The 21,698-nt window shown below is 71.6% G+C and carries 19 protein-coding genes and 2 tRNA genes; 5 read left to right on the top strand and 16 right to left on the bottom strand.

What is annotated here, in order from left to right; genetic code table 11:
* Window positions 1-11: 11 nt before the first annotated feature.
* From STRIP9103_RS05135 to ehuB, 6 genes are all read right to left on the bottom strand, one after another.
* Window positions 12-85: transfer RNA gene (locus STRIP9103_RS05135), tRNA-Lys, on the bottom strand.
* Between the two features lie 154 nt (window positions 86-239).
* Window positions 240-998, bottom strand: coding sequence for an IclR family transcriptional regulator (locus STRIP9103_RS05130; protein WP_009299407.1), 759 nt, complete (start codon window positions 996-998; stop codon window positions 240-242).
* A 213-nt stretch (window positions 999-1,211) separates the two neighbouring features.
* Entirely contained in the window at window positions 1,212-2,033 is an 822-nt protein-coding gene (ehuA, locus tag STRIP9103_RS05125) for an ectoine/hydroxyectoine ABC transporter ATP-binding protein EhuA (protein WP_078613803.1), read from the bottom strand.
* Window positions 2,023-2,673 (bottom strand): ectoine/hydroxyectoine ABC transporter permease subunit EhuD, encoded by a 651-nt coding sequence (gene ehuD, locus STRIP9103_RS05120; protein ID WP_009299390.1) that lies wholly within the window; start codon window positions 2,671-2,673, stop codon window positions 2,023-2,025. Before ehuD ends, ehuA begins: the two co-directional genes overlap by 11 nt.
* A complete protein-coding gene (gene ehuC, locus STRIP9103_RS05115; protein WP_009299409.1) occupies window positions 2,670-3,452 on the bottom strand; it encodes an ectoine/hydroxyectoine ABC transporter permease subunit EhuC in 783 nt (260 codons plus the stop codon). Before ehuC ends, ehuD begins: the two co-directional genes overlap by 4 nt.
* On the bottom strand, window positions 3,449-4,384 hold the full coding sequence (ehuB, locus tag STRIP9103_RS05110; RefSeq protein WP_048819719.1) for an ectoine/hydroxyectoine ABC transporter substrate-binding protein EhuB: 936 nt from the start codon (window positions 4,382-4,384) through the stop codon (window positions 3,449-3,451). The genes ehuC and ehuB overlap by 4 nt, the downstream gene beginning before the upstream one ends.
* A 188-nt stretch (window positions 4,385-4,572) precedes the next feature.
* Between ehuB and STRIP9103_RS05105 the strand changes: the two genes are divergently transcribed.
* Entirely contained in the window at window positions 4,573-5,067 is a 495-nt protein-coding gene (locus tag STRIP9103_RS05105; RefSeq protein WP_009299385.1) for a DUF3830 family protein, read from the top strand.
* A gap of 6 nt (window positions 5,068-5,073) precedes the next feature.
* Here the strand turns inward: STRIP9103_RS05105 and STRIP9103_RS05100 are convergent, their stop codons facing one another.
* On the bottom strand, window positions 5,074-6,510 hold the full coding sequence (locus tag STRIP9103_RS05100) for an amidase (protein ID WP_048819718.1): 1,437 nt from the start codon (window positions 6,508-6,510) through the stop codon (window positions 5,074-5,076).
* A gap of 19 nt (window positions 6,511-6,529) precedes the next feature.
* Complete coding sequence (locus tag STRIP9103_RS05095; protein WP_009299379.1) at window positions 6,530-7,510, bottom strand: D-2-hydroxyacid dehydrogenase; 981 nt, start codon at window positions 7,508-7,510, stop codon at window positions 6,530-6,532.
* Between the two features lie 231 nt (window positions 7,511-7,741).
* Between STRIP9103_RS05095 and STRIP9103_RS05090 the strand changes: the two genes are divergently transcribed.
* The 3 genes from STRIP9103_RS05090 (at window position 7,742) to STRIP9103_RS05080 (ending at window position 10,612) form a co-directional block, all read left to right on the top strand.
* Window positions 7,742-8,551 (top strand): maleate cis-trans isomerase family protein, encoded by an 810-nt coding sequence (locus STRIP9103_RS05090; protein ID WP_009299402.1) that lies wholly within the window; start codon window positions 7,742-7,744, stop codon window positions 8,549-8,551.
* A complete protein-coding gene (locus STRIP9103_RS05085) occupies window positions 8,548-9,279 on the top strand; it encodes a maleate cis-trans isomerase family protein (RefSeq protein WP_009299412.1) in 732 nt (243 codons plus the stop codon). Before STRIP9103_RS05090 ends, STRIP9103_RS05085 begins: the two co-directional genes overlap by 4 nt.
* A 184-nt stretch (window positions 9,280-9,463) precedes the next feature.
* Window positions 9,464-10,612, top strand: coding sequence for an LLM class flavin-dependent oxidoreductase (locus STRIP9103_RS05080; RefSeq protein ID WP_009299403.1), 1,149 nt, complete (start codon window positions 9,464-9,466; stop codon window positions 10,610-10,612).
* On the opposite strand, the gene STRIP9103_RS05075 is transcribed toward STRIP9103_RS05080, so the two are convergent.
* A complete protein-coding gene (locus tag STRIP9103_RS05075; protein ID WP_199790511.1) occupies window positions 10,603-12,681 on the bottom strand; it encodes a putative bifunctional diguanylate cyclase/phosphodiesterase in 2,079 nt (692 codons plus the stop codon). The two genes, STRIP9103_RS05080 and STRIP9103_RS05075, sit on opposite strands and share 10 nt — an antisense overlap.
* Window positions 12,682-13,058: 377 nt before the next feature.
* Between STRIP9103_RS05075 and STRIP9103_RS05070 the strand changes: the two genes are divergently transcribed.
* Entirely contained in the window at window positions 13,059-14,441 is a 1,383-nt protein-coding gene (locus tag STRIP9103_RS05070; RefSeq protein ID WP_009299414.1) for a M6 family metalloprotease domain-containing protein, read from the top strand.
* Window positions 14,442-14,554: 113 nt separating this feature from the next.
* Here the strand turns inward: STRIP9103_RS05070 and STRIP9103_RS05065 are convergent.
* The 7 genes from STRIP9103_RS05065 to STRIP9103_RS51235 form a co-directional block, all read right to left on the bottom strand.
* Window positions 14,555-14,628, bottom strand: a tRNA-Lys gene (locus STRIP9103_RS05065).
* On the bottom strand, window positions 14,619-15,266 hold the full coding sequence (locus tag STRIP9103_RS45445; RefSeq protein WP_063747265.1) for a hypothetical protein: 648 nt from the start codon (window positions 15,264-15,266) through the stop codon (window positions 14,619-14,621). The genes STRIP9103_RS05065 and STRIP9103_RS45445 overlap by 10 nt, the downstream gene beginning before the upstream one ends.
* A gap of 402 nt (window positions 15,267-15,668) precedes the next feature.
* Entirely contained in the window at window positions 15,669-16,031 is a 363-nt protein-coding gene (locus STRIP9103_RS05060) for a hypothetical protein (RefSeq protein WP_009299392.1), read from the bottom strand.
* A gap of 325 nt (window positions 16,032-16,356) precedes the next feature.
* Complete coding sequence (locus tag STRIP9103_RS05055) at window positions 16,357-17,697, bottom strand: AAA domain-containing protein (RefSeq protein WP_009299396.1); 1,341 nt, start codon at window positions 17,695-17,697, stop codon at window positions 16,357-16,359.
* The gene (locus tag STRIP9103_RS05050; protein ID WP_009299378.1) at window positions 17,694-19,340 is read right to left on the bottom strand and encodes a hypothetical protein; all 1,647 of its coding nucleotides are present in this window, start codon (window positions 19,338-19,340) and stop codon (window positions 17,694-17,696) included. The genes STRIP9103_RS05055 and STRIP9103_RS05050 overlap by 4 nt, the downstream gene beginning before the upstream one ends.
* The gene (locus tag STRIP9103_RS05045) at window positions 19,331-20,467 is read right to left on the bottom strand and encodes a hypothetical protein (RefSeq protein WP_009299397.1); all 1,137 of its coding nucleotides are present in this window, start codon (window positions 20,465-20,467) and stop codon (window positions 19,331-19,333) included. Before STRIP9103_RS05045 ends, STRIP9103_RS05050 begins: the two co-directional genes overlap by 10 nt.
* Window positions 20,418-21,695: a phosphatase PAP2 family protein gene (locus STRIP9103_RS51235; RefSeq protein ID WP_009299400.1), complete on the bottom strand. Its 1,278-nt coding sequence runs from the start codon at window positions 21,693-21,695 to the stop codon at window positions 20,418-20,420. Before STRIP9103_RS51235 ends, STRIP9103_RS05045 begins: the two co-directional genes overlap by 50 nt.
* Window positions 21,696-21,698: the final 3 nt, after the last annotated feature.

Below are 21,698 nucleotides of genomic sequence, written 5' to 3'. Positions count from 1 at the left end.
CATCGTCATCGTGCGCCGCCAGGGACTCGAACCCCGGACCCGCTGATTAAGAGTCAGCTGCTCTAACCAACTGAGCTAGCGGCGCAGACTCTGTCGCTTTCCCGATTTCGCGGCTGGCGACAGAGAAAATACTACCTGGTCCGCAGGGGTGCCTTCGACCAACTAAACGTGACGTGGATCTCTGGCGAACGGGCGGGCGTGGACGGACGCGGCGCCGGCCCGCTCGCCGGCGCCGGGTCCTAGATCGCCAGCGACAGCAGCACCGGCGCCGCTTCCCGGTTCAGCGTGTGCGCCGCCTGGCGGAGCCGGTGCGCGTGCGCCAGTGGCAGCGACAGCGCGAGGCAGCCGACGGCGGAGCCCGCGGTGATGGGGACGGCCGCGCAGACCGTGCCCGGCGCGTACTCCTGGAGGTCGAGGACCGGGACCGTGGGCGACTGGGCGTCGAGTTTGCTCAGCAGCACCTTCTCGTTGGTGATCGTCCGCGAGGTGAGCCGGGCGGGCCGGTGCCGGGCGAGATGGTCGCGCCGGGCGTTGATGTCGAGCTGGCCCAGCAGGCTCTTGCCTATGGCGGTGGCGTGGGCGGCGGAGCGGAAGTCGACCCACTGGTGCACGGCGGGCGTCGTGGGACCCTCGGCGCACCCGGTGACCTGGATCTCCCCGTCCTCGTAGCGGCTTATGTAGACGGCGGCGCCCACCGAGTCGCGAAGCCGGTCGAGCGTGCGCTGGAGCTGTTCGCGCAGGGCCTGGTCATGGCCCTGGGCGGAGCCCAGCCGGTTGAGGGCGACCCCGCTGACGTAGGCGCCGTCGGTGGTCTGCTCGACGTATCCCTCGCGGCGCAGCATCAGCAGGAGCGTGGTCAGTCGCTCGCTGCCGACGCCGGTACGGCGGGCGATCTCGGCGTCGGTGACGCCGTCTGGGTGCCGTGCCACGGTCTCCAGGACGCGCAGCGCGTCCTGGGCCGAGTGGTACGGCGCGGTCGGCTCGTGCTTGAGCGCCACGGTTCCCCCTGCGCTTCTCGGGCCGTTTTTCGGACAGCTTGCCGTGTCCCACGATACGGCCCAAGCGGCTTGCGTGGAGGGGTTGTTCGCGAGAATTTATGTGGGCCTATGGGCCTCCCATCTGCTGGACCAGCACTCTGGCATATGCCACGGTCATGCTTCGGCGGGCGGACCTCGGACGTTCCCGAACGGCCGCCCGTTCACGAGCCGTAGTCAGAGGACCGCGCCGAGGAATTCCCGGGTTCGTTCGTGCTCGGGGTCGCCGAAGATCTTTTCGGGGCTGCCCGACTCGATGACCTGGCCAGAATCGAACATCAGAACCTGATCCGAGATGTCACGGGCGAAGTTCATCTCGTGGGTCACACAGAGCATGGTGATGTCGGTGGTCCGGGCGATGTCCCTGAGCAGGTCGAGCACGCCCGCGACCAGCTCGGGGTCGAGCGCGGACGTCACCTCGTCCAGGAGCAGCACCTGCGGGCGCATCGCCAGGGCCCGGGCGATCGCCACCCGCTGCTGCTGCCCGCCGGACAGCTGGGTCGGATAGGCGTCGCACTTGTCGGCCAGCCCCACCAGGTCCAGCAGCTCGCGGGCGCGCTGCTCGGCCTCGTCCTTGCTCAGACCGAGGACGTTGACCGGGGCCTCGGTGATGTTGCGCAGCACCCTCATGTTGGGGAACAGGTTGAACTGCTGGAACACCATCCCGATGTTCTTGCGGACCTCGCGGCACTGCTTCTCACTGGCCGGGAACAGTCGCTGTCCGCCGACGGTGATCGTGCCCTCGTCGGGCTTGATCAGCGTCATCAGCAGCCGCAGGATCGTCGTCTTGCCGGACCCGGACGGGCCGATCAGTGTGACGTGCTTTCCGGCGTCGACGGAGAAGCAGAGCCGGTCGAGGACGGTGGTGCCGCCGAATCGTTTGGTCACGTTGTCGAAGCGGATCAGCTCCGTGGTGTCTGCGGTGTCCGTGGTGTCTGCCAAATGTTTGGTGGACGACTCGGGCTCGGGCTCTTTCATCAGCGGCGTGTCAGCGGACAAGGCGACGCTCCAGGACTCGGAGGAGGAGGGAGGCGGGGTAGGCGATGAGGATGAACGCGATGCCGACGGCCACGATGGGCTCGTTCATCCGGAAGGTCTGCGAACCGAACTGCCGGGCCTGGCCGAGCATCTCCAGCACACCGATGGTCATCAGCATCGGCGAGTCCTTCAGCATCGCGATGACGTAGTTGCCGAGGGCCGGCACGACCCTGCGCAGCGCCTGCGGCAGGATCACCGCGACCCAGGTCCGTGAGCGCGACAGGCTGAGCGCGGTCGCCGCCTCCCACTGGCCGGCGGACACCCCGTCGATACCGGCGCGGTACACCTCGGCCGTGTACGTCGAGTAGTGCAGGCCGAGGCCCAGTACGCCGGTGGCCAGCGCGGAGAGGGTGAGGCCCCACTCGGGCAGCACGTAGAAGAGGAAGAAGAGCTGGACGAGCAGCGGGGTGTTGCGGATGAACTCCGTGACCGCCTGGACCGGCCAGCGCACCACCTTCAGCGGCGAACGCTGGGCGAGCGCCCAGACCAGCCCGAGGGTGAAGGCGAGCAGGGAGCCCCCGAGCAGGGCCTGGAGGGTGACCAGTACGCCGTCCCGGAAGGCCGGCATGAAGTCGTCGAGGGTGGACCAGTTCCACGTCATGAGGTGCCTCCGGGGGTGGCGGTGCCGGCGGTCGACGAACGGGCGACCCCCGCCCCGGCGAGGTCCTGCGGCCGGCCGGTGACGGCCTTGCGCGGCCCGGGGACGCCCTTGGCCGGGGCCCGGCCCACGCCCGCCTTGGCCCTCCGCTCGACCTGGCGCATCACACGGGTGATGACGAAGGCGAGGACGAAGTACATGACGAGGATCACCGTGTAGACCGGGGCGCTCTGCCCGGTGGCGTTGCGCACCAGCTGGGCGGCGAAGGTGATGTCGGCGACCCCGAGGACGGACACCAGGGCGGTGCCCTTCAACAGCTCGATCAGCAGGTTGCAGAAGGGCGGGACCATCTCGGGCCAGGCCTGCGGCAGCACGATCTTCCGCATGCGCATGGCGGGCGGCATGCTCAGCGCCACCCCCGCCTCGCGCTGCGCCACCGGCACCGCGGCCACCGCGCCCCGCACGATCTCCGAGCCGTACGCGCCGTACGTGCAGCCCAGGGTGAGCACGGCGGCCCACATCGGGACGAGCTGCCAGCCCAGGGTGAGCGGCACCACGAAGAACACCCAGAGCATCAGGACCAGGGCGGACGTACCGCGGAAGATCTCGAAGTACGCGCCCGCCACGAACCGCACGATCCACAGCCGGTGCGTACGGGCGAGCCCCACGGCGAAGGCGACGGCCGCGCCGAGCGCGGCACTGAGGACGGTCAGCTGGACGGTGACCCAGACACCGCGGAGCAGCAGCTCCCACAGGCCCTGACTGAAGCTGAAGTCGCTCATGGGCGGCACTTCTCCTCGGCCTTGATGTCCGTCATCTGGTCCTTGGTGAACCCGAAGGGCCGCATGACGTCCAGCAGTTCGCCGCTGCGCTTCATCTTGTGCAGCTCCCGGTTGAAGGCGGCCCACAGATTCCGCTCGGGCAGCCGGAACGCGAAGCCGCCGACGTCGACGACGGGCTTGCCGTCGAGGTACGGGGTGACCTCGTCGGTCGCCTCCACCTTCGTGCTCTTCGTCTGCTCGACGACGTTCCGTACGGTGACGGCGGTGCCCACGAAGACATCGACGCGGCCCTGTTCGACGGCGAGGAGACCGGCCAGCTGGTCCGGCAGGGTGTCGATCCGCTTCACCCCGGCGTCCTTGGCGTAGTCGATCTCCGCGTAGCCGATACCGGTCGCCATGCGGGCCCCGGCCCGGGCGATGTCGGCGTACGTGCGCAGCTTCTTCGGGTTGCCCCTGGGCACGATGAAGGCGTCCTTCATCTGGTACTCCGGGTCCGCGAAGAGCACCTGCTCACAGCGCTCCGGGTTGATGTACATACCGGCGGCGACCACGTCGAACTGCAGCGAGTTCAGCCCGAAGATCAGCGAACCGAACTCCGTCGGGAACGGTTCGACGCGATCGACGCCGAGTCTGCGGAAGATCCGTGTCGCGATGGCCGGCGCCGAGCCGGTGATCTCGCCGTCCGCGCCGATGTAGCCGTACGGCTGCTCGCCGGCGATGCCCAGCCGTACGGTTCCCTTCGCCCGCAGCTGCTCCAGCAGATGGCCGCCGTCGCCGGTGTCCGCGGTCGCCACCCGACTGCACCCACTGCTCGCGCCGACCACCGCGCCCGTGGTGACCAGCGCGGCCGTGCCCGACAGCAGCGTGCGCCGGCGTATCCCGGATCTGCTCGTGCCCCGAGGGCCTGAGTCGTTTGCCTGCACTCGAACCATGGCCGCGCGGCTACCCGGGCCCTCAGCGGGTATTCCGGTTCTTTTCCGGTCCTTCACGTCCGGTCCTTCACGCATGGGCCCGGCATCCGAAGGCGTGCCAGGCGCGGGAAACGGCCCCGGTTGAGAGGCGCGGGACTGGGCAGACGCGCCGGAAAGAGCCCTCGGGAGGTACGAGGAGGGAGGCACCCATGGCGCACCGCCATGTCGAAGTCGCGCTCGACCGCCGAGGCGTCCGCTGCACGGCCCGCCTGCTCGACGACCGCGCCCCGCTGACCTGCGCGGCGGTCTGGGACGCGCTGCCCCTCAGCGGCGACGTCTACCACGCCAAATACGCCCGCAACGAGATCTACGCCCTCTTCCCGCCCTTCGCCCCTCAGGAACCACCCCTGGAGAACCCCACAGTCACCCCCATCCCCGGCGACCTCTGCTACTTCTCCTTCGCCGGCACGGAACTCGCCACCAAGGCCTACGGCTACGACCGCCCGGCCCATCCCACCAGCACGGTCATCGACCTGGCCCTCTTCTACGAACGCAACAACCTCCTCCTCAACGGCGATGTCGGCTGGGTCCCCGGCATCGTCTGGGGCGAGGTGGTGGAGGGCCTGGAGGAGATGGCGACCGCGTGCAACGACCTGTGGCGAACGGGCGCATCGGGGGAGACCCTGACGTTCCGCCGGGCTTGAACGCCCTCACACCCCGCCCGGCGCCGCGATCCCCCCGACCCCCGCCTCGTACAGCGCATGAGCCACCCGCAGCACCAGGTCATCGCGGTGCCGGGCGGCCACCACCTGCAGGCCCACCGGCAGTCCGTCCTCGTCCACCCCCACGGGGACACTGGCCGTCGGCTGCTGGGTCATGTTGAAGGGGTACGTGAACGGGGTCCAGCCGGTCCACCGGCGGTGCCCCGAGCCCCGGGGCACCTCGGAGCCCGCCTCGAACGCCGTGATGGGCAGCGTCGGGGTCACCAGCACGTCGTACCGCTCGTGAAACGCCCCCATCCGCCGCCCCAGCTCCATCCGCACATCCACGGCGGCCAGATAGTCGAGCGCCGACATCCGCGCCCCCACCCCGCTGATCTCCCGCAACCCGGGGTCCAGCAACCCCCGCTGCCGCTCCCCGAGTCCCTGGGTCACCCGGGCCGCCCCGCTGAACCACAGGATGTGGAACGCGTCCACGGGGTCGGCGAAGTCGGGGTCGGCCTCGCTGACGTACGCCCCGAGCCCGGCCAGCCCCTCCACGGCCCGCCGTACCGCGAGGGCGACGGAGGGCCGTACGGCGACCTGCCCGCCCAGTGACGGCGAGTACGCGACCCGCAGGCCCCGTACCCCACAGGCCAGAGAGTCCGCGAAGGAACCGGAGACTGGCCCGAGCGCCGACCAGTCCCGGGCGTCGGGCCCGCTGATGACGTCCAGCATCAGCGCGGCATCCGCGGCGTCCCGCGTCAGCGGGCCCACATGGGCCAGCGTGCCGAAGGCGCTCGCGGGGTACAGCGGCACCCGCCCGTACGTCGGCTTCAGCCCGAACACCCCGCAGAAGGCGGCCGGGATACGGACACTGCCGCCCCCGTCGGTGCCCAGCGCCAGCGGCCCGGCCCCGAGCGCGACGGCCGCGGCGGCGCCCCCGCTGGAACCCCCGGCCGTACGCGACAGGTCGTACGGATTCCGCGTCACGCCGCTCAGCGGCGAGTCGGTGACCCCCTTCCATCCGAACTCGGGAGTCGTGGTCTTCCCCAGGAACACGGCCCCGTGCTCCCGAAGCCGCGCGACGGACGGCGCGTCCTCCTCCCAACGCCCCCGACCGCCCCCGCCCTCCGGCGAGATGGTCCTGGAGCCCTTCAGAGTCGGCGCGCCCCGCATCAGCAGGATGTCCTTCACCGTCACCGGCACCCCGTCCACCAGCCCGGCCGGCTCCCCACGCCGCCATCGCTCCTCCGACGCCCGAGCCTGCGCGAGGGCCGTATCGGCGTCGAGGCGCACGAAGGCGTTCACGGCCGACTGGACCCGCTCCGCCCGCTCCAGCGCCGCCCGCGTCACCTCCACCGGGCTGAACTCCCCCTTGCGGTACCCCTCCACGAGTCGTACGGCAGTCGGCCCGGCCGGCCCTGTCCGTTCCGTCGGCTCCGACATCCGGCCCTCCCAGGGGAGTTCAGTGCCCGGGCACATACCCGCGCTGCTTGTCGACCACGTTGGGCAGCGGCAGGCCCGCCGCCCAGAGCTCGTACAACTCCACGAACTGTCTGCCGAGTTCATCGCGCCACCCCACGGTGTCGCCGCTCATGTGGGGCGAGACGATCAGCCCGGGTACGTCCCACAACGGGTCGTCCGGGCCCAGTGGTTCACGCTCGAAGACATCCAGCGCCGCCCCCGCGATCCACCGCTGCCGCAACGCCTCGACGAGCGCGTCCGTCACGACGAGCTGCCCACGCCCCACATTGACGAACCGCGCGGAGGGCTGCATGACCCCGAAGCGGCGGGCGTCGAACATGCCGTACGTCGTCTCCGTCAGCGGCGCGGCGGCGATCACCCAGTCGGCGCGGGCCAGCAGCCGGTCGAGGTCTTCCGGACCGTGGACCCCGGGGCGCGCGACCCGCCCGACCAGGGCGGTGAGCACCCCGAGGCCCTTCAGATACCGCTCGATCGCCCGCCCGATCGGCCCGGACCCCACCACACACGCCCGGCTCCCGGCCACCCGCAGCCCCTCCCGGTGCCGCCACTCCCGCCGCCGCTGAAGCTCCCAACCGCGCGGCAGATCCTTGGCCATGCTCAGCACGAGCGCGGCGACGTACTCGGCGATCGGCTCCTCGAAGACCCCGCGCGCGTTCGTCACCACCGTGTCGGACGCGGCGAGTTCGGGGCACAGCAGATGGTCCACGCCCGCGCTCGCGGTGTGCACCCAGCGCGGCCGTGGCCCGTCGCCCGGCCAGGCCTCCCGTACCGCGGGGGAGGCGAAGTCCCACACCAGCAGCACATCGGCGGACGGCAGCCGCTCGGCCAGCGTCGACGCGTCGGCATGCTCGATCGTCACCCGCCCCGTGAGGCGCCCGAGACGGGGAGGCGGCTCGGCGTCGAGGACGAGCAGGGTGGGGCGGGGCGCCGAGGTCGTACCGGCGGGCAGGGCAGAGGTCATGGTGTGGGGGAACCGTCCGTCGTACGGCCGGAGCCGAGCCCGAACCGCGAACGGACGGCGGGCGGACGGCGAGCGTGCCGACCGCCACCGCGCTCGCGGCTCCCCCGGCCCCGTGCGATGCGTCTGACTTGGGCTGTTTGACCACGCTCGCACCCGAACCTACCTTCGTCAACACGGCTCTTCCGCACGGTCTGTCGTCCGCGCATCTCTCTGAGTGAGGTCGGTGGCACCATGGATGTCTCCTTTCTCGGTGGACCCCGCCCGCAGCGCGGTGTCGGCGTCATCGCCCCGTTCGACTTCGCCCTCGACCGCGAACTGTGGCGCTGGGTCCCGGACGATGTCTCGCTCCATCTCACCCGCACCCCGTACGTCCCGGTGGAGGTGAGCCTCGACCTGGCCCGTCTGGTCTCCGAGCACGAGACGCTCGACGGGGCGGTACGGGCGCTGAACGAGGTCGCGCCCGAGGTCGTGGCGTACGCCTGTACGAGCGGCAGCTTCGTCGGCGGGGTCGCGGGGGAGCGGGCCATGGGCGAGGCGATGACCAGGGCGGGCGCCGCCCACGCGGTCACCACCTCCGGCGCGCTGCTCGACGCCCTCGCCGAGCTGAACGCCCGCCGCATCGCCCTGGTCACCCCGTACACCGTCTCGGTGACCCAGGCCCTGGAGGAGTATCTGGCCGAGGCGGACATACACGTCACCGGCCGCGCCTCCCTCGGCCTGGTCCGGCACATCTGGAAGGTCCCGTACCGCGATGTGGTCGCCATGGCCCATCAGTCGGTCGGTACGGCGGCGCCGGACGCCCTCTTCATCTCCTGCACCAACCTCCCCACCTACGACGTCATCCCCCAGCTGGAAGCGGAACTGCGGATGCCCGTTCTCTCGGCCAACCAGGTGACGATGTGGGCTGCACTGCGTCACCTGGGTACCCGGGCGGTGGGTCCGTACCAGGCTCTGCTCGACGAGTCGGCCAGGCTGCCGTTCGGTGCTGGTCCCGTACCGCCACCGCCGGTACTGCCGGAAGAACAGGAAGGATGGGCATGACCGCACTCGGTTTCCTCTACCCGGGCCACTCCGCCGAGGACGACTACCCACGCATCGAGCAACTGCTGGGCAGCGACATCCGGGTGGACGTCGTGCACACCGACATCGGTGAGGACGCGCACCGCGTGGACGCCCTGCGCGAGATGGGCGCCCCCGAACGTCTGGCCGCCGGGTGCGAGGCGCTGCGCCTGTCCGGCGCGGAGGCCGTCGTCTGGGCCTGCACCAGCGGCAGCTTCGTCCACGGCTACGAGGGCGCCCACGACCAGATCCGCACCCTGGCCCACACCGCCGGCATGCCCGCCTCCTCCACGTCCTTCGCCTTCGTCCACGCGGCGCGGGAGGTGGGCGCCCGCAAGGTCGCGGTGGCGGCGACCTACCCGGAGGACGTGGCCCGGCTGTTCGCGGACTTCCTCGCGGCGGCCGACCTGGAGGTCGTGGCCCTGCGCAGCGCGGGCATCGTCACGGCGGCGGAGGTGGCGACCTGGGGCATCCACGACATCCTCACGATCGCCCACGCCGCCGACCACAAGGACGCCGACGCCCTGCTCCTCCCCGACACCGCCCTCCACACGGCCTCCCACATCCCGACCCTGGAGAAGGAACTGTCAAAGCCGGTCCTCACGGCCAACCAGGTATCCGTCTGGGAGGCACTGCGCCTGACGGACAGGAGGGTGAACGCCCCGGAGCTGGGATCCTTGTTCACACGAGAGCCCATCGTGCAGGTGTGACCGCCGGGCACCACCCGCGCCCCAAAGGGGCGCGGGGCTGTATCCATCTGCGGCTCCACCGCGATGGGGGAGCGACCAGCCCCTGGGGATGGGAACGGGTAGGGGCGGCGGGGCGGGAATAATCGGAGCCACCCTCCTGTTACCCGAAAACGCACCCACCCCCACCCGCACCACAGGAGGCACCGTGACCGCGACCACAGACGAGATACGAGGCGAAGCCAAGGGCACCGCCCCCGCTCCCCTCTCCGTCCTGGACCTGGTCACAGTAGGCGCCGGCCGCACAGCCACAGACGCCCTCCGCACCAGCGCCACCCTGGCCCGCCTCACCGAACGCCGCGGATTCCACCGCTTCTGGGTGGCCGAACACCACTCCATGCCGGGCGTGGCCTCCTCCTCTCCCGCGGTGATCCTCGCCCACCTGGCCGCCCACACCACCCGCATCCGCCTCGGCTCGGGCGGCGTGATGCTGCCCAACCACGCACCCCTGGTCATCGCGGAGCAGTTCGGCACGCTCGAAGCGATGGCCCCCGGCCGAATCGACCTGGGCCTCGGCCGAGCCCCCGGCACCGACGGCCCCACCGCAGCCGCCCTCCGCTGTACGGACAACCTCCACGAGGGCGCCGACGACTTCCCGGCCCAACTGGTCGAACTCACCCGGTTCCTGGACGACGACTTCCCCGACGGCCACCCCTACCGCCGTATCCACGCGGTCCCGGGCCCCGTCCAGGGCACCTCACCCGGCGGCGTACAGTCCCCGCACCGCCCCCCGATCTGGCTCCTCGGTTCCTCCGGCTTCAGCGCCCGCCTGGCCGGCACCCTCGGCCTCCCGTTCGCCTTCGCCCATCACTTCTCGGCGCGGAACACGATCCCGGCGCTCGACCTGTACCGCGACTCGTTCCGCCCCTCCGCGGTCCTCGACGCCCCGTACGCCCTGATCGCCGTCTCGGCCCTCGCCGCGGACGACGAGAAGGACGCCCGCCGCCAGGTCAGGGCAGCCGCCCTGAACATGGTCCGGCTGCGCACCGGCCGTCCCGGTCTCGTCCCGACCCCGGAGGAGGCGGAGGCGTACGAATTCAGCGTCGTCGAACAGGACTTCATCGACTCCTGGAACGCGGACGTCGTCCACGGCACCGTCGACGAGGTCCGCACCCGCCTCGACGACCTCCAGAAGCGCACCGGAGCCGACGAGTTGATGCTCACCACCCACGCCCACAGCCCGGACCTGCGCCTGCGCTCGTACGAACTGATCGCGGACGCCTACGACTTGCCGCGCGCCCCCGACCACGAGGGCGCACCGGCCGCCGACTCCCCGGGAACCGCCCGTCAGGCCTGAGGGCAGGCCGCCGTCCCCAGCAGCTCCGCGATCCGCTCCGGTGACACCGCGCGGGAGTACAGCCACCCCTGCCCGGTGTCGCACCCGAGCCGACGCAGCCGGGAGGCCTGGGCGTCGGTCTCCACGCCCTCCGCGGTGACGGTCAGCCCCAGCCGATGGGCGAGCTGGACCAGCGCCTCGACGATGATCTCGTCGGCGGGGCTGGGCTGACCGTTGTCGTCCCCCTCCGCGTCGGCGGTCACACCGGCACCGGCGGTCACACCCGTAGCCGCACTCGCCCGCACCTCCCCACCCGTCCGCACATCCCCACTCGCCCCGGCCCCCATCGCGGCCCCGCCACCCTGCCGGTTCTCGTACTGGAACCCGCGTACGAACGCCCCGTCCAGCTTCAGCACCGACACCGGCAGTCGGCTCAGGTACGCCAGGTTGGAGTACCCCGTGCCGAAGTCGTCGATGGCGATGCGTACGCCCATGTCGCTGAGGGCCTTGAGGGCCTGCAACGGCCGGCCGGCCGAGCCCATGAGGGCCGACTCGGTGAGTTCGAGCTGGAGGAGGTGCGGGGCGAGTCCGGTCTCCGAGAGGATCTCGGCGACGTCGGCGACGAGGTCGGAGTCCCAGACCTGGCGTACGGCGACGTTCACGCTGACGAAGATCGGCGCCCGCTCGGGGTGGTCGAGCTGCCAGCGGCGGGCCTGGCGGCAGGCGGTTGCCAGAATCCACCGGCCGAGCTGGACGATCGAACCGTCCTCCTCGGCCAGTGAGATGAACCGATTCGGCGCCAATACGCCGAACTGCGGATGGTGCCAGCGCACCAGTGCCTCGACCCCGCGCACCTCACCGTCGGCCATGCCCACCAGCGGCTGGTACTCCAGGACGAACTCGCCCCGTCCGACGGCCGCCCGCAGGGTGGAGGACAGGGCCTGACGGGTCATCCGGTGGGCGTTGCGCTCCGGGTCGAACAGCGTCCAGCGGGACTTGCCGTCGGCCTTCGCCCAGTACAGCGTCGTATCGGCGGCCTGCATCAGCCCGGTGGCGGTCGTGCTCGCGGCCTGCCGTTCGACGACGCCGATCGAGGCGGAGACGGAGAGCCGCTGCCCGGACAGGTCGAAGGGGGCCTGGAGGGTCTTGAGCACGGACTCGGCCAGGTCGGCGAGTTGCTCGGTGCCGGTGGAGCCCTCGACGAGCAGGGCGAACTCGTCGCCGCCGAGTCTGGCCACCAGCGGGACGCCGGTGGAGGTGCCGGGCAGGGCGCCGGTCCGAGTGTGCCCCGCCGCCTCGGCGCACCGGGTGAGCCGCTCGGCCACGGCCGCGAGCAGTCGGTCGCCGACGGCATGGCCGAGGGTGTCGTTGACCGCCTTGAACCCGTCCAGGTCCAGATAGACCAGGCCGATCCGCCCGGTGCCGGCCCCGTCGTACGCGTCCCGCTCCAGGGCGGCGGCGAGGCGTTCGAAGAAGAGGGTGCGGTTGGGGAGCCTGGTCACCGGGTCGTACATCTGCAAGTGGTGGAGCCTGGCTTGAAGTTGCCGGTTTGCGCTGACGTCGGTGACGGAAAGGAGGACCGCCCGCTCCTCCTCGGGCAGCGGAGCCACCGACACCTGGACCCACAACGAGGCCCCGCCCGCCTGTTTGAGTCGTCGTGTACAGCGCAGCAGAGCCTGTCGCCCGCGCAGCACCTCGTGATACGCGTGCCAGGTACGGGTGTCCGAGGGCAGATCCACCAACTCGGCGGCGACCCGCCCGACCAATGCCTCCGCCCCGGTCCCGAGCAGCGTTCCCAGCGCCTCGTTGGCGGCGACGATCCGCCCCTCCCGGTCCACGACGGCCATGGCGAGCGGCGCGGCGGAGAAGGCGGCGGGGACGGCGGGAGCGGCGGGTGCTTCGGAAAAGTCCGTGGTGACGGAGCTGTCGGCGTCATCCGGGGTGGAAACCACCGGCATTTGAACCGATGTCTGAACCGGAGGCTGAGCCGAAGGAACCGGCGACTGATCCGAACCATTGACGTGACGCTCTGTAATCGCCGACCGGACGAGGTCTGGCGCGGGCGTCGGCCCTTGGGACGTTCCGCTCACCGTTCGCTCCCGCAGTGCACTCGTGTTCGTACGGATCTCGTTTGTGTCGTCGGAGCGGCCGAACAAAGTATGTAAGGGCGCTCAAGCCGTGTCTGTGCAGGAAAGTGTGCCGATCATAGAGGCTGGCCCCAGGGCCTTCTAGCCACTCTCCAGTCTCCCTGAACAACGACCCGATCTGACAGATCGTTTCTGCCCCGAGCTGAACAGCTTCTCCATGCGGTGGACCGCTTGTGACGTTCCGTGAGTACCCGGGGTGTCGGCTCCTGTCGACCATCGGACCGCCTGTCACTCATCTGGGGCAGACAAACAGGGCGAAGTACTACTAATTCCGAAAACCTGGATGCGGTGTCCCCAAGATCCGCATCCGGGAGGTCTCCGTGCAGCGTCCGTTCCTCGGGAAGGGGCCTCTCCGACAGGGGCTCCTCGGCGGCCGGGCACCCGATCTGCGCAGTACGGCGGCCATGCTCACCTCCCTGACCGCGCTCGCCGCGACCTCCCTGATCACGGCGCCCTCCGTCGCCGTACCCCTGTCCGAACCGTGCGCGCTGCGACGGACCCCCGCCCATCACTCGGAGGGCCTCGACACCTGGAACACCGCATATCCCCGCCCCACCCACGCGCTCGACGCCGTCCTCGTGTTTCTCTCCTTCCCGGACGCGGCCCCGCTGACCACACCGGCCGAACTGACCGCCGATCACTTCCCGGCCACCAGCCGCTTCTTCGAACAGGCGTCGTACGGCAAGTTCGCGCTCCGTCCGCATCCGCGCCGCGAATGGCTGCGGATGCCCCGGCCGTCGACGGCGTACGCGATACAGCGCGACTGGAGCGCCGCGGACCGGACCGCCTATCTGAAGGACGCCCTCGCAGCCGCCGACCCGCACATCGACTTCTCCCGCTACGACATCGTCTACTTCATCGCCGACCCGCACGCGCCCGGTGTCGACTCGGACGCGACGAAGGTAGTGAACCTTGAAACACCGCTGGAGGTCGACGGCGCGGCTCTCCACCGCGTCGTCACCGTGTTCGAGAAACACCCGCCGGACCGCCTCGTCCTCGCCCACGAGACCGGCCATGTCTTCGACCTGCCCGACCTCTACCACCGCCCCACCGACGGCAAGGGCGACTGGGACACCCACGTCGGCGACTGGGACCTCATGGGCAGCCAGTTCGCCCTGGCCCCGGACTTGTTCGCCTGGCACAAGTGGAAGCTGGGCTGGCTGGAACAGCGCCAGGTGGCGTGCGTACGGGGAGCGGGGAGCACGCGCCTGACGCTGGAGGCGGTGGGGGCGGGGCCGATGGGTGGGGACGGGGGGTTGGGTGGGGTCGAGGGTGCTGGAGACGGGGGTGTCCGTAGGAGCTGGGTCGGAGATGTGGGCCGGGAGTGGGGGGAGGTGTCGGCCGGGGCGGAGGCCTTCGGGGCCGGCCGGGGTACGAAGCTGGCGGTCGTCCGGACCGGTCCCGACAGCGCCCTCGGGATCGAGGCACGGGGCGCGGTCGGCAACGACCACTCCGTCTGCACCCAGGGCGTCCTCGTCTACCGCGTCCGCAGCGCCGCCGAGTCCGGCGGCGGCCCCATCGAGGTCCTCGACGCCCACCCGCACACCGAGTCCTGCTGGGAGGACTCGGTCTACCCCCCGCTCGCGGACGCCCCGGTGGGGGTGGGCGAGAGCTTCACGGTGCCGGGGGAGGGGGTGCGGGTGACGGTGGAGGGGCGCACGCCGTCCGGGGGGTGGACGGTGAGGATTGCGACGGGGAGGTGAGGTGGGGAGGGGGGCGTGGGGTGGCCGGGTAGGGGGCGGCGGGCGGGGAAGCAGTGATCGGGATCGGGAGAACGAAGAAGCCCCTCGCTTTCGCGAGGGGCTTCTTCGTGCCGTGCGCCGCCAGGGACTCGAACCCCGGACCCGCTGATTAAGAGTCAGCTGCTCTAACCAACTGAGCTAGCGGCGCCTGCTGACGTCGTAGACCTTAGCACCCTGATCGGCGGGAGGAAAAATCGATATCCGCAGGGTCGTGGAGGCACGAGCCCGGGCCGCTCGAACGGCCGCCCAGAGCAGAACTTCGGGCCCCGGAAGCCAAGGCCGGCGTGTGTCGGGAGCGACGAGCCACCGGCACCCGGGCGAGCCACCGACACCGCCTGAGCTGCTGCTTTTGCCGCTGCCGCTGTCGCTGTCGCTGTTGCGGACGCCGGTCACGGCCGGGACGGTGACGGTGTCGCCGGTGCCATGGCAGAGAAGGGGCGGGACGGCGCCGGTGCGACCGGGGGAGCCCCACTCCTCCCACTCCAGCAGGGCGGGCAGCCGCTGGGCGGTACCGGCCGAGGCGAACAGCAGCATGCGCCCGCGGCAGACGGCGACCGGCCCGGCCCCGGGCCCCTCGTCCCACAACCGATCGAGCATCCGCCGCCCGAACACCACGGGAGCGCTGACGACATCGAACACGGCCCCACAGGCCACCATCAGCGGCCCCGCCGAGGCACCCCGCGGATACGTTCCTGCCGAGGCAAGCCAAGCCGCCCCCTCAGCAGTGCCCTCCACACCCTCGACCCGGTCCCCGCGATACCTGCCTGCCCCACGCCCACCGCTCATACCCCCAGATCTACCGTCCGTGACGGCCCGGTCCCCCAGGGTTGCGAGAACTCGATACAGAGGAGAAGCAAGTGCGGTACCTTGCCGCACCGCATATGCCAACGGCTGTTTCGACGCCCCGCCACGGTGGAGGCGGCCATGGCAGCCCACCTGACCACGAGCAGCCACACGCCGACGTACCCGTACCTGGCTGAGACCAGTCGCGCCGCCGAGCCGGCTGCCCGCCCGAGCAGCGGCACCGGACGCCGCGGCTAGCGCTCGCTGTCCTGGCTGCGGGCAGCCGTGCAGCTGGGGCGATGGGGGAGAGTGGGCGCAGCGGCACCCTGCGAGCGCCGGGAAGCGAAACCACCCCGAGCTCGGCCACAGCCACCGGGCGCCCGACGCACAGCCCAGGCCCACCCCTCAGATGGCCTCCGGCCCACTGGAATCCCGCCCCTGAAGCAGATCCCGCCCGAACTCGACCATCTTCTTCGCATAGTCCTCGGTCCACTCGGCCCGCTCCGCGATATCCGCCGCGGTCAACCGATCAAACCGCCGAGGATCCGCAAGCTGAGCCGCCGCGATCGCCTGGAACTCAACGGCGCGGTCCGCCGCCGCCCGAAACGCCTGCGTCAACTCCGTCGACCGCGCCAGCAACGCCCGCGGATCATCGATCGACTCCAGATCGAAGAAGTGCTCGGGATCACCGGCCGCCTCCGCCGGCTCGAAGAGCAGGGGCGCGGGGCGTAGCCGCGGTTCGTGCCGACGCGGCGTGGGCTCCGCCATGTCTTTCCTCCTCGTACGACGGTTCAGGGGGCCTGTCCCCGTGGGCACCCCAACAGGAGGGCCACCGTCCATTGTCGCGTGACCGCGCAAGTAGGCATCAAGCCGAGGGCACGACCCCCCACACGGGACATACGGACCGACCGCCAGGCCCACCCCGACCCCCCTACGGCCGCCAAACCACCCGATGCTCCGCCGGCTCCGCGTGGTTCGCCTCCCATCCGTCGGGGCTGTAACCATCGGCCGCCTCCGGCGGCGTGCCGGACTTCGTCCGGCGGATGGGGCGGAGCCGTCCTGATCGCCTGCCGGTCAGGCGTCGGAGTGGTGGTCAGGGATGCCAGACCACCCGATGCTCCCCCAGCTCCGCCAGCACCGCGTGGTTCGCCTCCCACCCGTCCGGGAACTTGACGGTCACCCCCAGCTGGACCGGCTCGGTGGACGGATGGTCGTCGAGGAGTTCGGTCACCCCTGCCCGGCATACGACGATGCAGGCGTGCCGATGCCGGGAGGCGAGCACGCACAGCCGCCCGGTCTCCAGGTGGAACGCCGTCGCGTCCGGTCGCCCGGAGAGCGGGTGAAGGACCACCGTGACGTCGTACTCCCGCCCCTGGAGCCGGTTCGCCGTGTCCACCACCACATCGGCCACCCCCAGCTCGGCCAGCGCGGAGCGCACCGCCGCGGCCTGGTCCCGGTGCGCCGTACCGACGGCGATCCGGTCGGCGGTCAGCGGCGCCGGCTCCTCGGCCCGCTCGGACGTCGCCACCCCACCCCGGTCGAGCAGTCGCCGTACGACCTGCGCGACCGCCCGTACCGCCTCGGGATCGGTGCGGGGCGTGTGCCGCGCCGGCAGCTCCAGCAACCCCCACCCCGACTCGGCCGCCTCGTCGATGACCCGGTCGGGCCCGGAACCGTCCGACGGCACCCCGAAGGCCAGCTGCCGGTCCCCGTGCCCCGTCCCGCTCCGGAACGGCGTGAACGGATAGAACGCGTCGGAGACGAGCGGCGCCGCCGACGCCGGGAGCCGCCACGACACCGGCAGCCGGTGCTGGGGCAGCTCGGGGTTGTGGGCCAGCAGCGTCGTCACCGCCGAGGCCGACGGGTCGTACGACAGCCCCGCCCACTGCTCACTGCCCACGATCGCGAACGGATCCAGCTGCCCGGGGTCACCCACGAACAGCGCCCGCTCGAACAGCCCCGCCACGGCCAGCAGCGCGTCCGACCGCATCTGGTACGCCTCGTCGACGATCGCGTGCCGCCACGGCTCGACGCCCTTGACGTGCGCCCACTTGGCCGCCGTGGAGATCACGACGTCCATCCCCGCCAGATCGGCCGCTTTCGTCGACTTCCGCACGTTCGGCAGACCGTCCAGCGCCTTGTCGTACGGGTCGCTGTCGCTGCTGTGCAGCCGGCCGACCGGAAGGTCCGGGTCCTTCTCCGCGAGCCGGATCACCAGGTCGTCGACCTGCGCGTTCGTCTGCGCGATGATCATCAGCGGGCGCCCCGCGGAGGCGAGTTCGAGCGCGGCGCGGACGACGAGGGTCGACTTCCCGGCACCCGGTGGCGAGTCGACGACGACGCCACGCGCGTCGCCGTGCAATGTGTCGCGCAGGATCGCTTCGGTGGCGCGGCCGGCGGCGGCCCCCGGGTCGAGTACGGCCTCGGCGGTCAAAGAACGTCCTCCTCGGTCACCGGGTCCGGCAGCGGTACGGCGTCGGGCTCACCCGGCGGCCCGCCGTGCGTCCACGGCGTCTCCTCGGGGTCGGGCAGCTTCGCCCCGCCCCGCTGGTCGTGCTCGAAGAGAGTGAAGCAGAGGAGATCCCCCTTCTCGGGGACGGACCCCGTCTCCGGCTCCTTCCCCCGCCCCATCTTGTCCAGCACGCGCAACACGACGAACACCGAGTCCTGACGGCTGCCCCCACCATCCCCGGGTTCGTCGACACCCTCATACCCCTCGTACCCCACGAACTCGGCGGCCTGCGGCTTGCCACCCAGGGACCGGTACACCTTCGCGCGCTCCCCGAGATGCGGCCGGTCCTGCGTCCGTACGGTGACCAGGGGCCGTGGGCTGGGCCGCTTGCCCTCGCTGTACGCCATGACCACGTCGACGACCTCACCGGCGAAGGCCTCCCCGGCCAGCCGCCGCCCGGCCATGACGAGCGGGTCGTCCAGGGCCTCCTGGGCGTCGAGCCGGGCCTGCTCCCGCTCGCGCGCGGCCAGCTTGTTCGCGGCGGTGACCGCGTCGTCGAGGCGCGGCTGCGGGGGCTCCCCGGCGAGGATCCGGTCCCGGTGGCCGGTGAAGGACCAGCGGTCGCGGGTCCATCGGTCGGCCACATGGGCGCCCTCTTCCGGCAGCTCTCGACGCAGCAGATCGAGGCCGTGCCAGACCGCGTCCCAGGTGGGCCGGGTGCGACTCTCGACCAGGGCGCGGATCTCCCGCTCGGCGGCGGTGAGCGCGCCGAACCGGTCGTCGGCCTCCAGACCGTCCTCGGCGGCGGCCAGGGCGAGTCGCGCCCGGTCGTACCGCTCGATCGCCGGGGCCAGCAGCTTGTTGTCGAACGCCGGGTCGGTGGCGGGCCCGGCGGGCGGGCACAGCAACTGGCCCTCGGCGTCCCGCGCCAGCTCGGCCCGGCGCGCCGCCTCCTCGCCCGACCGCCCCTCCGGGGGGTCGATCCAGGCGAGCAGCGACCCCAGATGCTGGTCCTCGACGCCGGACTGCCCGGTCGCCCAGTGCCGTGACAGCAGGTCGGTGAGGGCGAGCAGCAGCGAGGAGCCCGGCACCCGCGCCCGCTCCCCGAAGTGCGTGAGCCACCGCCCCAGCAACGGCACGCGCGGAGGCGCCGGATGCGGCGCCTCCGGATCCTGCTCGGCGGTCCGCCGGAACCGCATGGAGCGCCCGAGGAGCCGTACGAAGTCGATGCCCGTCCGGCTCGGCACGATCAACTGCGGCGCGTCCGCGCACAGTTCGACCTCGACCTTGATCCGCTTGCCGGTCTCCGGGTCCGTCTCGTTGCGCTCGGCGGCCTCCACGACATCGGCGTACGAGTCCACGTACGGCAGCACGATGTCCGCGAGCTCCGCCAGGAACGCGAACCGCAGATCACGGTCCCGTGGCTGCGGCACCACCAGCAGCCGTGGCGCGTCCCGATCGGTCCCGACGAGCGCTCCGAGCGGGGCCCCGGCCTCACCGGCGGTGGTCAGCGGCACGAAGACGAGCGGGCGCTCGGAGAGATGCCGGTGCCGGACCGTGGCGGCGAGCTGGGCACGGCCCGTCTGCACGGCTTCCAGCCGGGCGAGAGTCGACATCAGCGACATGCCTGACCTCCTACGGACACCGTGCCCAGCGCCTCGGCCCGCAGCTCCGCCGCCCTCCTCAGTGCCGCCACCGTCGGATCGTCCGGGTCGCCGGTCGTGCCATGGGCCGCCGCCAGTACGTCGTCGACGGTGGTGAGGCCACCCAACTCGGCCCGCGCGGCACGCCCCAGGGACGTCACGGCACCCTCCGCGCGGGAGCGGCCCCGGCAGTGGAAGGCCAGCTCGCAGGCGGCGAGGCACTCGGGGGCGTAGGTGGCGGAGAGGGACTCGACGGCGGCCGTCAGCTCGTCCCGGGGCAGCTCCGGAGCGAAGCAGGTGCCCTCGGGCAGGGAGTCCGCGATCTCCTCGATACGGGTGAGCCGGGTCAACTGGCGGCGCGTGACCGCCCGTTGTTTACGGACGTCCACCGCGGCGGCCGTCGGCAGGTTGGTGAAGTCCTTGGGACACACCAGCAGCACCCGGTGGCGCACCTCGGGCGCCGGAGCCAGCCGGACGGCGACCTCCTCCAGCGCCAGCACGTACACGGCGGCTTGGCGGGCCGCCGCGCCGACCTTCGCGGGGTCCGCCGAACCGTCCAGCATGGGGAAGGACTTGATCTCGACGACGGTCCAGGAGCCGTCCGGGTGCACCACCACCGCGTCCGGCTCCAGGAAGGCGGGGGAGCCCGCGACGTCCAGCGCCAGCATGGGGTGGTCGAGCAGCGCCCAGCCGTCGGCGTCCGTGGCCTCGCGGAGCGCCAACGCCGTACGGGCGGTGCGGCCCTGGGGGCCGACGGCGGTGAGGTCGGGGACCGCGGCCTTGACCGGCGGCTCGGCTCCCGGGTCCAGCTTCTCGTGCACCAGACGCAGCAACTCCGCGCCGCCGTCCGCCTTGACGCGCGCCTCGAAGGCGTTGCCGCGCATGAAGGCGAACTGGGACTGACCGAAGGCGGAGGGCGAGCCCAGCGCGTCCGCAAGCACCGCCTTGTTCACCCCGGCGCCGTCGAGCAGCGCACGTCGCTCGCAGCCGGGGTTGGCCGCGAGCGCGGCGAGGGCGCGCGCGTCCAGCGCCTTGGGTGGGACCTCGGGTCCGCGCAGCTCAGCGAGCCGCTGCCGCAGCGCCGTCCCCTGCTGCCGAGGGGGCGGCACCCGGCTCGGTTCCGGTGATCCGCTGCCGTGGAATTCGCTCACCCGGGGAAGTCTGGCACCCACCACTGACAATTGGGGAAACCGAGCCCCGAGAGACCCCCGCGCCGACAGCGACGGGGCCCGCCGCGACGGGCGTCGTAGCGGCGGATTCCGTCAAGGCGGGCGTCGTAGCGGCGGGCGCCACGGCAGAGGGCTCCGCTGGGGCGGGTGTTGTAGCGGCGGGCTCTGCCCTGACGGGCGTTGTGGCGGTGGGCTCCGCCGGGACGGACCCCCCAGTGGCAGGCTCCGGCGTGACGGGTTCCGGTGCCCGCTCCTTGACGCGTCGTCGGCCACCGCCGTCGACCGTGGCGCCCACACCGCCGTCGCCCCGGTCTCCGCCCTTGCCGTCGAACCGGTCGGCGGCCACGACCCCGAGGCCGAGCGCGACCCGGCTCTGGTCCACGATCCGCGTCACCACCGGCGCCAGCAGCAGACCGACGCCCATCACCGCGGCGCCCGCGACCGCGTCGAGGAAGTAGTGGTTCGCGGTGCCCATCACCACGATCGTGGTGATCAGCGGATACGCCACGGCGGCGGCCCTCACCAGGCGCGACCCGCCGCCGAAACGCCACAGGATCACACCGCACCACAGCGACCAGCCCACATGCAGGCTCGGCATCGCCGCGTACTGGTTCGTCATACCGCCCAGCCCCCGGGGCGCGCTGGCCTCGCCGCCCCACCAACCCCAGGCGCTGTAGTGGGCCATGGTGTCGACGAAACCGTGCGACGGATTGAGGAGCCGGGGCGGGCAGGTGGGGAACAGGGTGAAGCCGATGAGCCCGATGAAGGTGGAGGTCATCAGCCAGGTGCGGGCCGCCCGGTAGCGCACGGCGCGGGACCGGAACAGCCACACCAGGAGCGCGGGGGTGACCAGGTAGTGCAGTGACGCGTACCAGAAGTCGGCGGGTATCCCGATCCAGGGTTCACGGGTGAACAGCCGGTTCAGCGGATGCTCGGCGTTCAGCCACAGGGCCTTCTCGACACGCAGGATCGCCAGACCGTGGTCCACGGCGCTCGCCGTGTCGCCCCGCGCGAGCAGCCGGCCGGCCGAGTACGCCCCGTACACCAGCAGGATCAGCGGCAGCTCGGTCCACCAGCGGAGGCGCGTGCTCGGCGCCGCCTCCTCGGTAACCGGTGCGCCGGTCGTCGTCGTAACCGGTGCATCGGTCGCCTCGGTCTGCGGCGGCATCCG

The sequence above is a fragment of the Streptomyces ipomoeae 91-03 genome (genome assembly GCF_000317595.1).
GTDB classification, from domain to species: Bacteria; Actinomycetota; Actinomycetes; order Streptomycetales; family Streptomycetaceae; genus Streptomyces; species Streptomyces ipomoeae.
This window is presented reverse-complemented; position numbering and strand designations above follow the sequence as displayed.

Excerpts from the sequence above, each read along its gene's own strand:
- ehuB (WP_048819719.1), bottom strand. The coding sequence starts at position 4,384 with ATGGTTCGAGTGCAGGCAAACGACTCAGGCCCTCGGGGCACGAGCAGA.
- STRIP9103_RS05100 (WP_048819718.1), bottom strand. The coding sequence starts at position 6,510 with ATGTCGGAGCCGACGGAACGGACAGGGCCGGCCGGGCCGACTGCCGTA.
- STRIP9103_RS45445 (WP_063747265.1), bottom strand. The coding sequence starts at position 15,266 with ATGAGCGGTGGGCGTGGGGCAGGCAGGTATCGCGGGGACCGGGTCGAG.
- STRIP9103_RS05095 (WP_009299379.1), bottom strand. The coding sequence starts at position 7,510 with ATGACCTCTGCCCTGCCCGCCGGTACGACCTCGGCGCCCCGCCCCACC.
- STRIP9103_RS05105 (WP_009299385.1), top strand. The coding sequence starts at position 4,573 with ATGGCGCACCGCCATGTCGAAGTCGCGCTCGACCGCCGAGGCGTCCGC.
- STRIP9103_RS05090 (WP_009299402.1), top strand. The coding sequence starts at position 7,742 with ATGGATGTCTCCTTTCTCGGTGGACCCCGCCCGCAGCGCGGTGTCGGC.
- STRIP9103_RS51235 (WP_009299400.1), bottom strand. The coding sequence starts at position 21,695 with ATGCCGCCGCAGACCGAGGCGACCGATGCACCGGTTACGACGACGACC.
- STRIP9103_RS05060 (WP_009299392.1), bottom strand. The coding sequence starts at position 16,031 with ATGGCGGAGCCCACGCCGCGTCGGCACGAACCGCGGCTACGCCCCGCG.
- STRIP9103_RS05085 (WP_009299412.1), top strand. The coding sequence starts at position 8,548 with ATGACCGCACTCGGTTTCCTCTACCCGGGCCACTCCGCCGAGGACGAC.
- ehuD (WP_009299390.1), bottom strand. The coding sequence starts at position 2,673 with ATGACGTGGAACTGGTCCACCCTCGACGACTTCATGCCGGCCTTCCGG.
- ehuC (WP_009299409.1), bottom strand. The coding sequence starts at position 3,452 with ATGAGCGACTTCAGCTTCAGTCAGGGCCTGTGGGAGCTGCTGCTCCGC.
- STRIP9103_RS05050 (WP_009299378.1), bottom strand. The coding sequence starts at position 19,340 with ATGTCGCTGATGTCGACTCTCGCCCGGCTGGAAGCCGTGCAGACGGGC.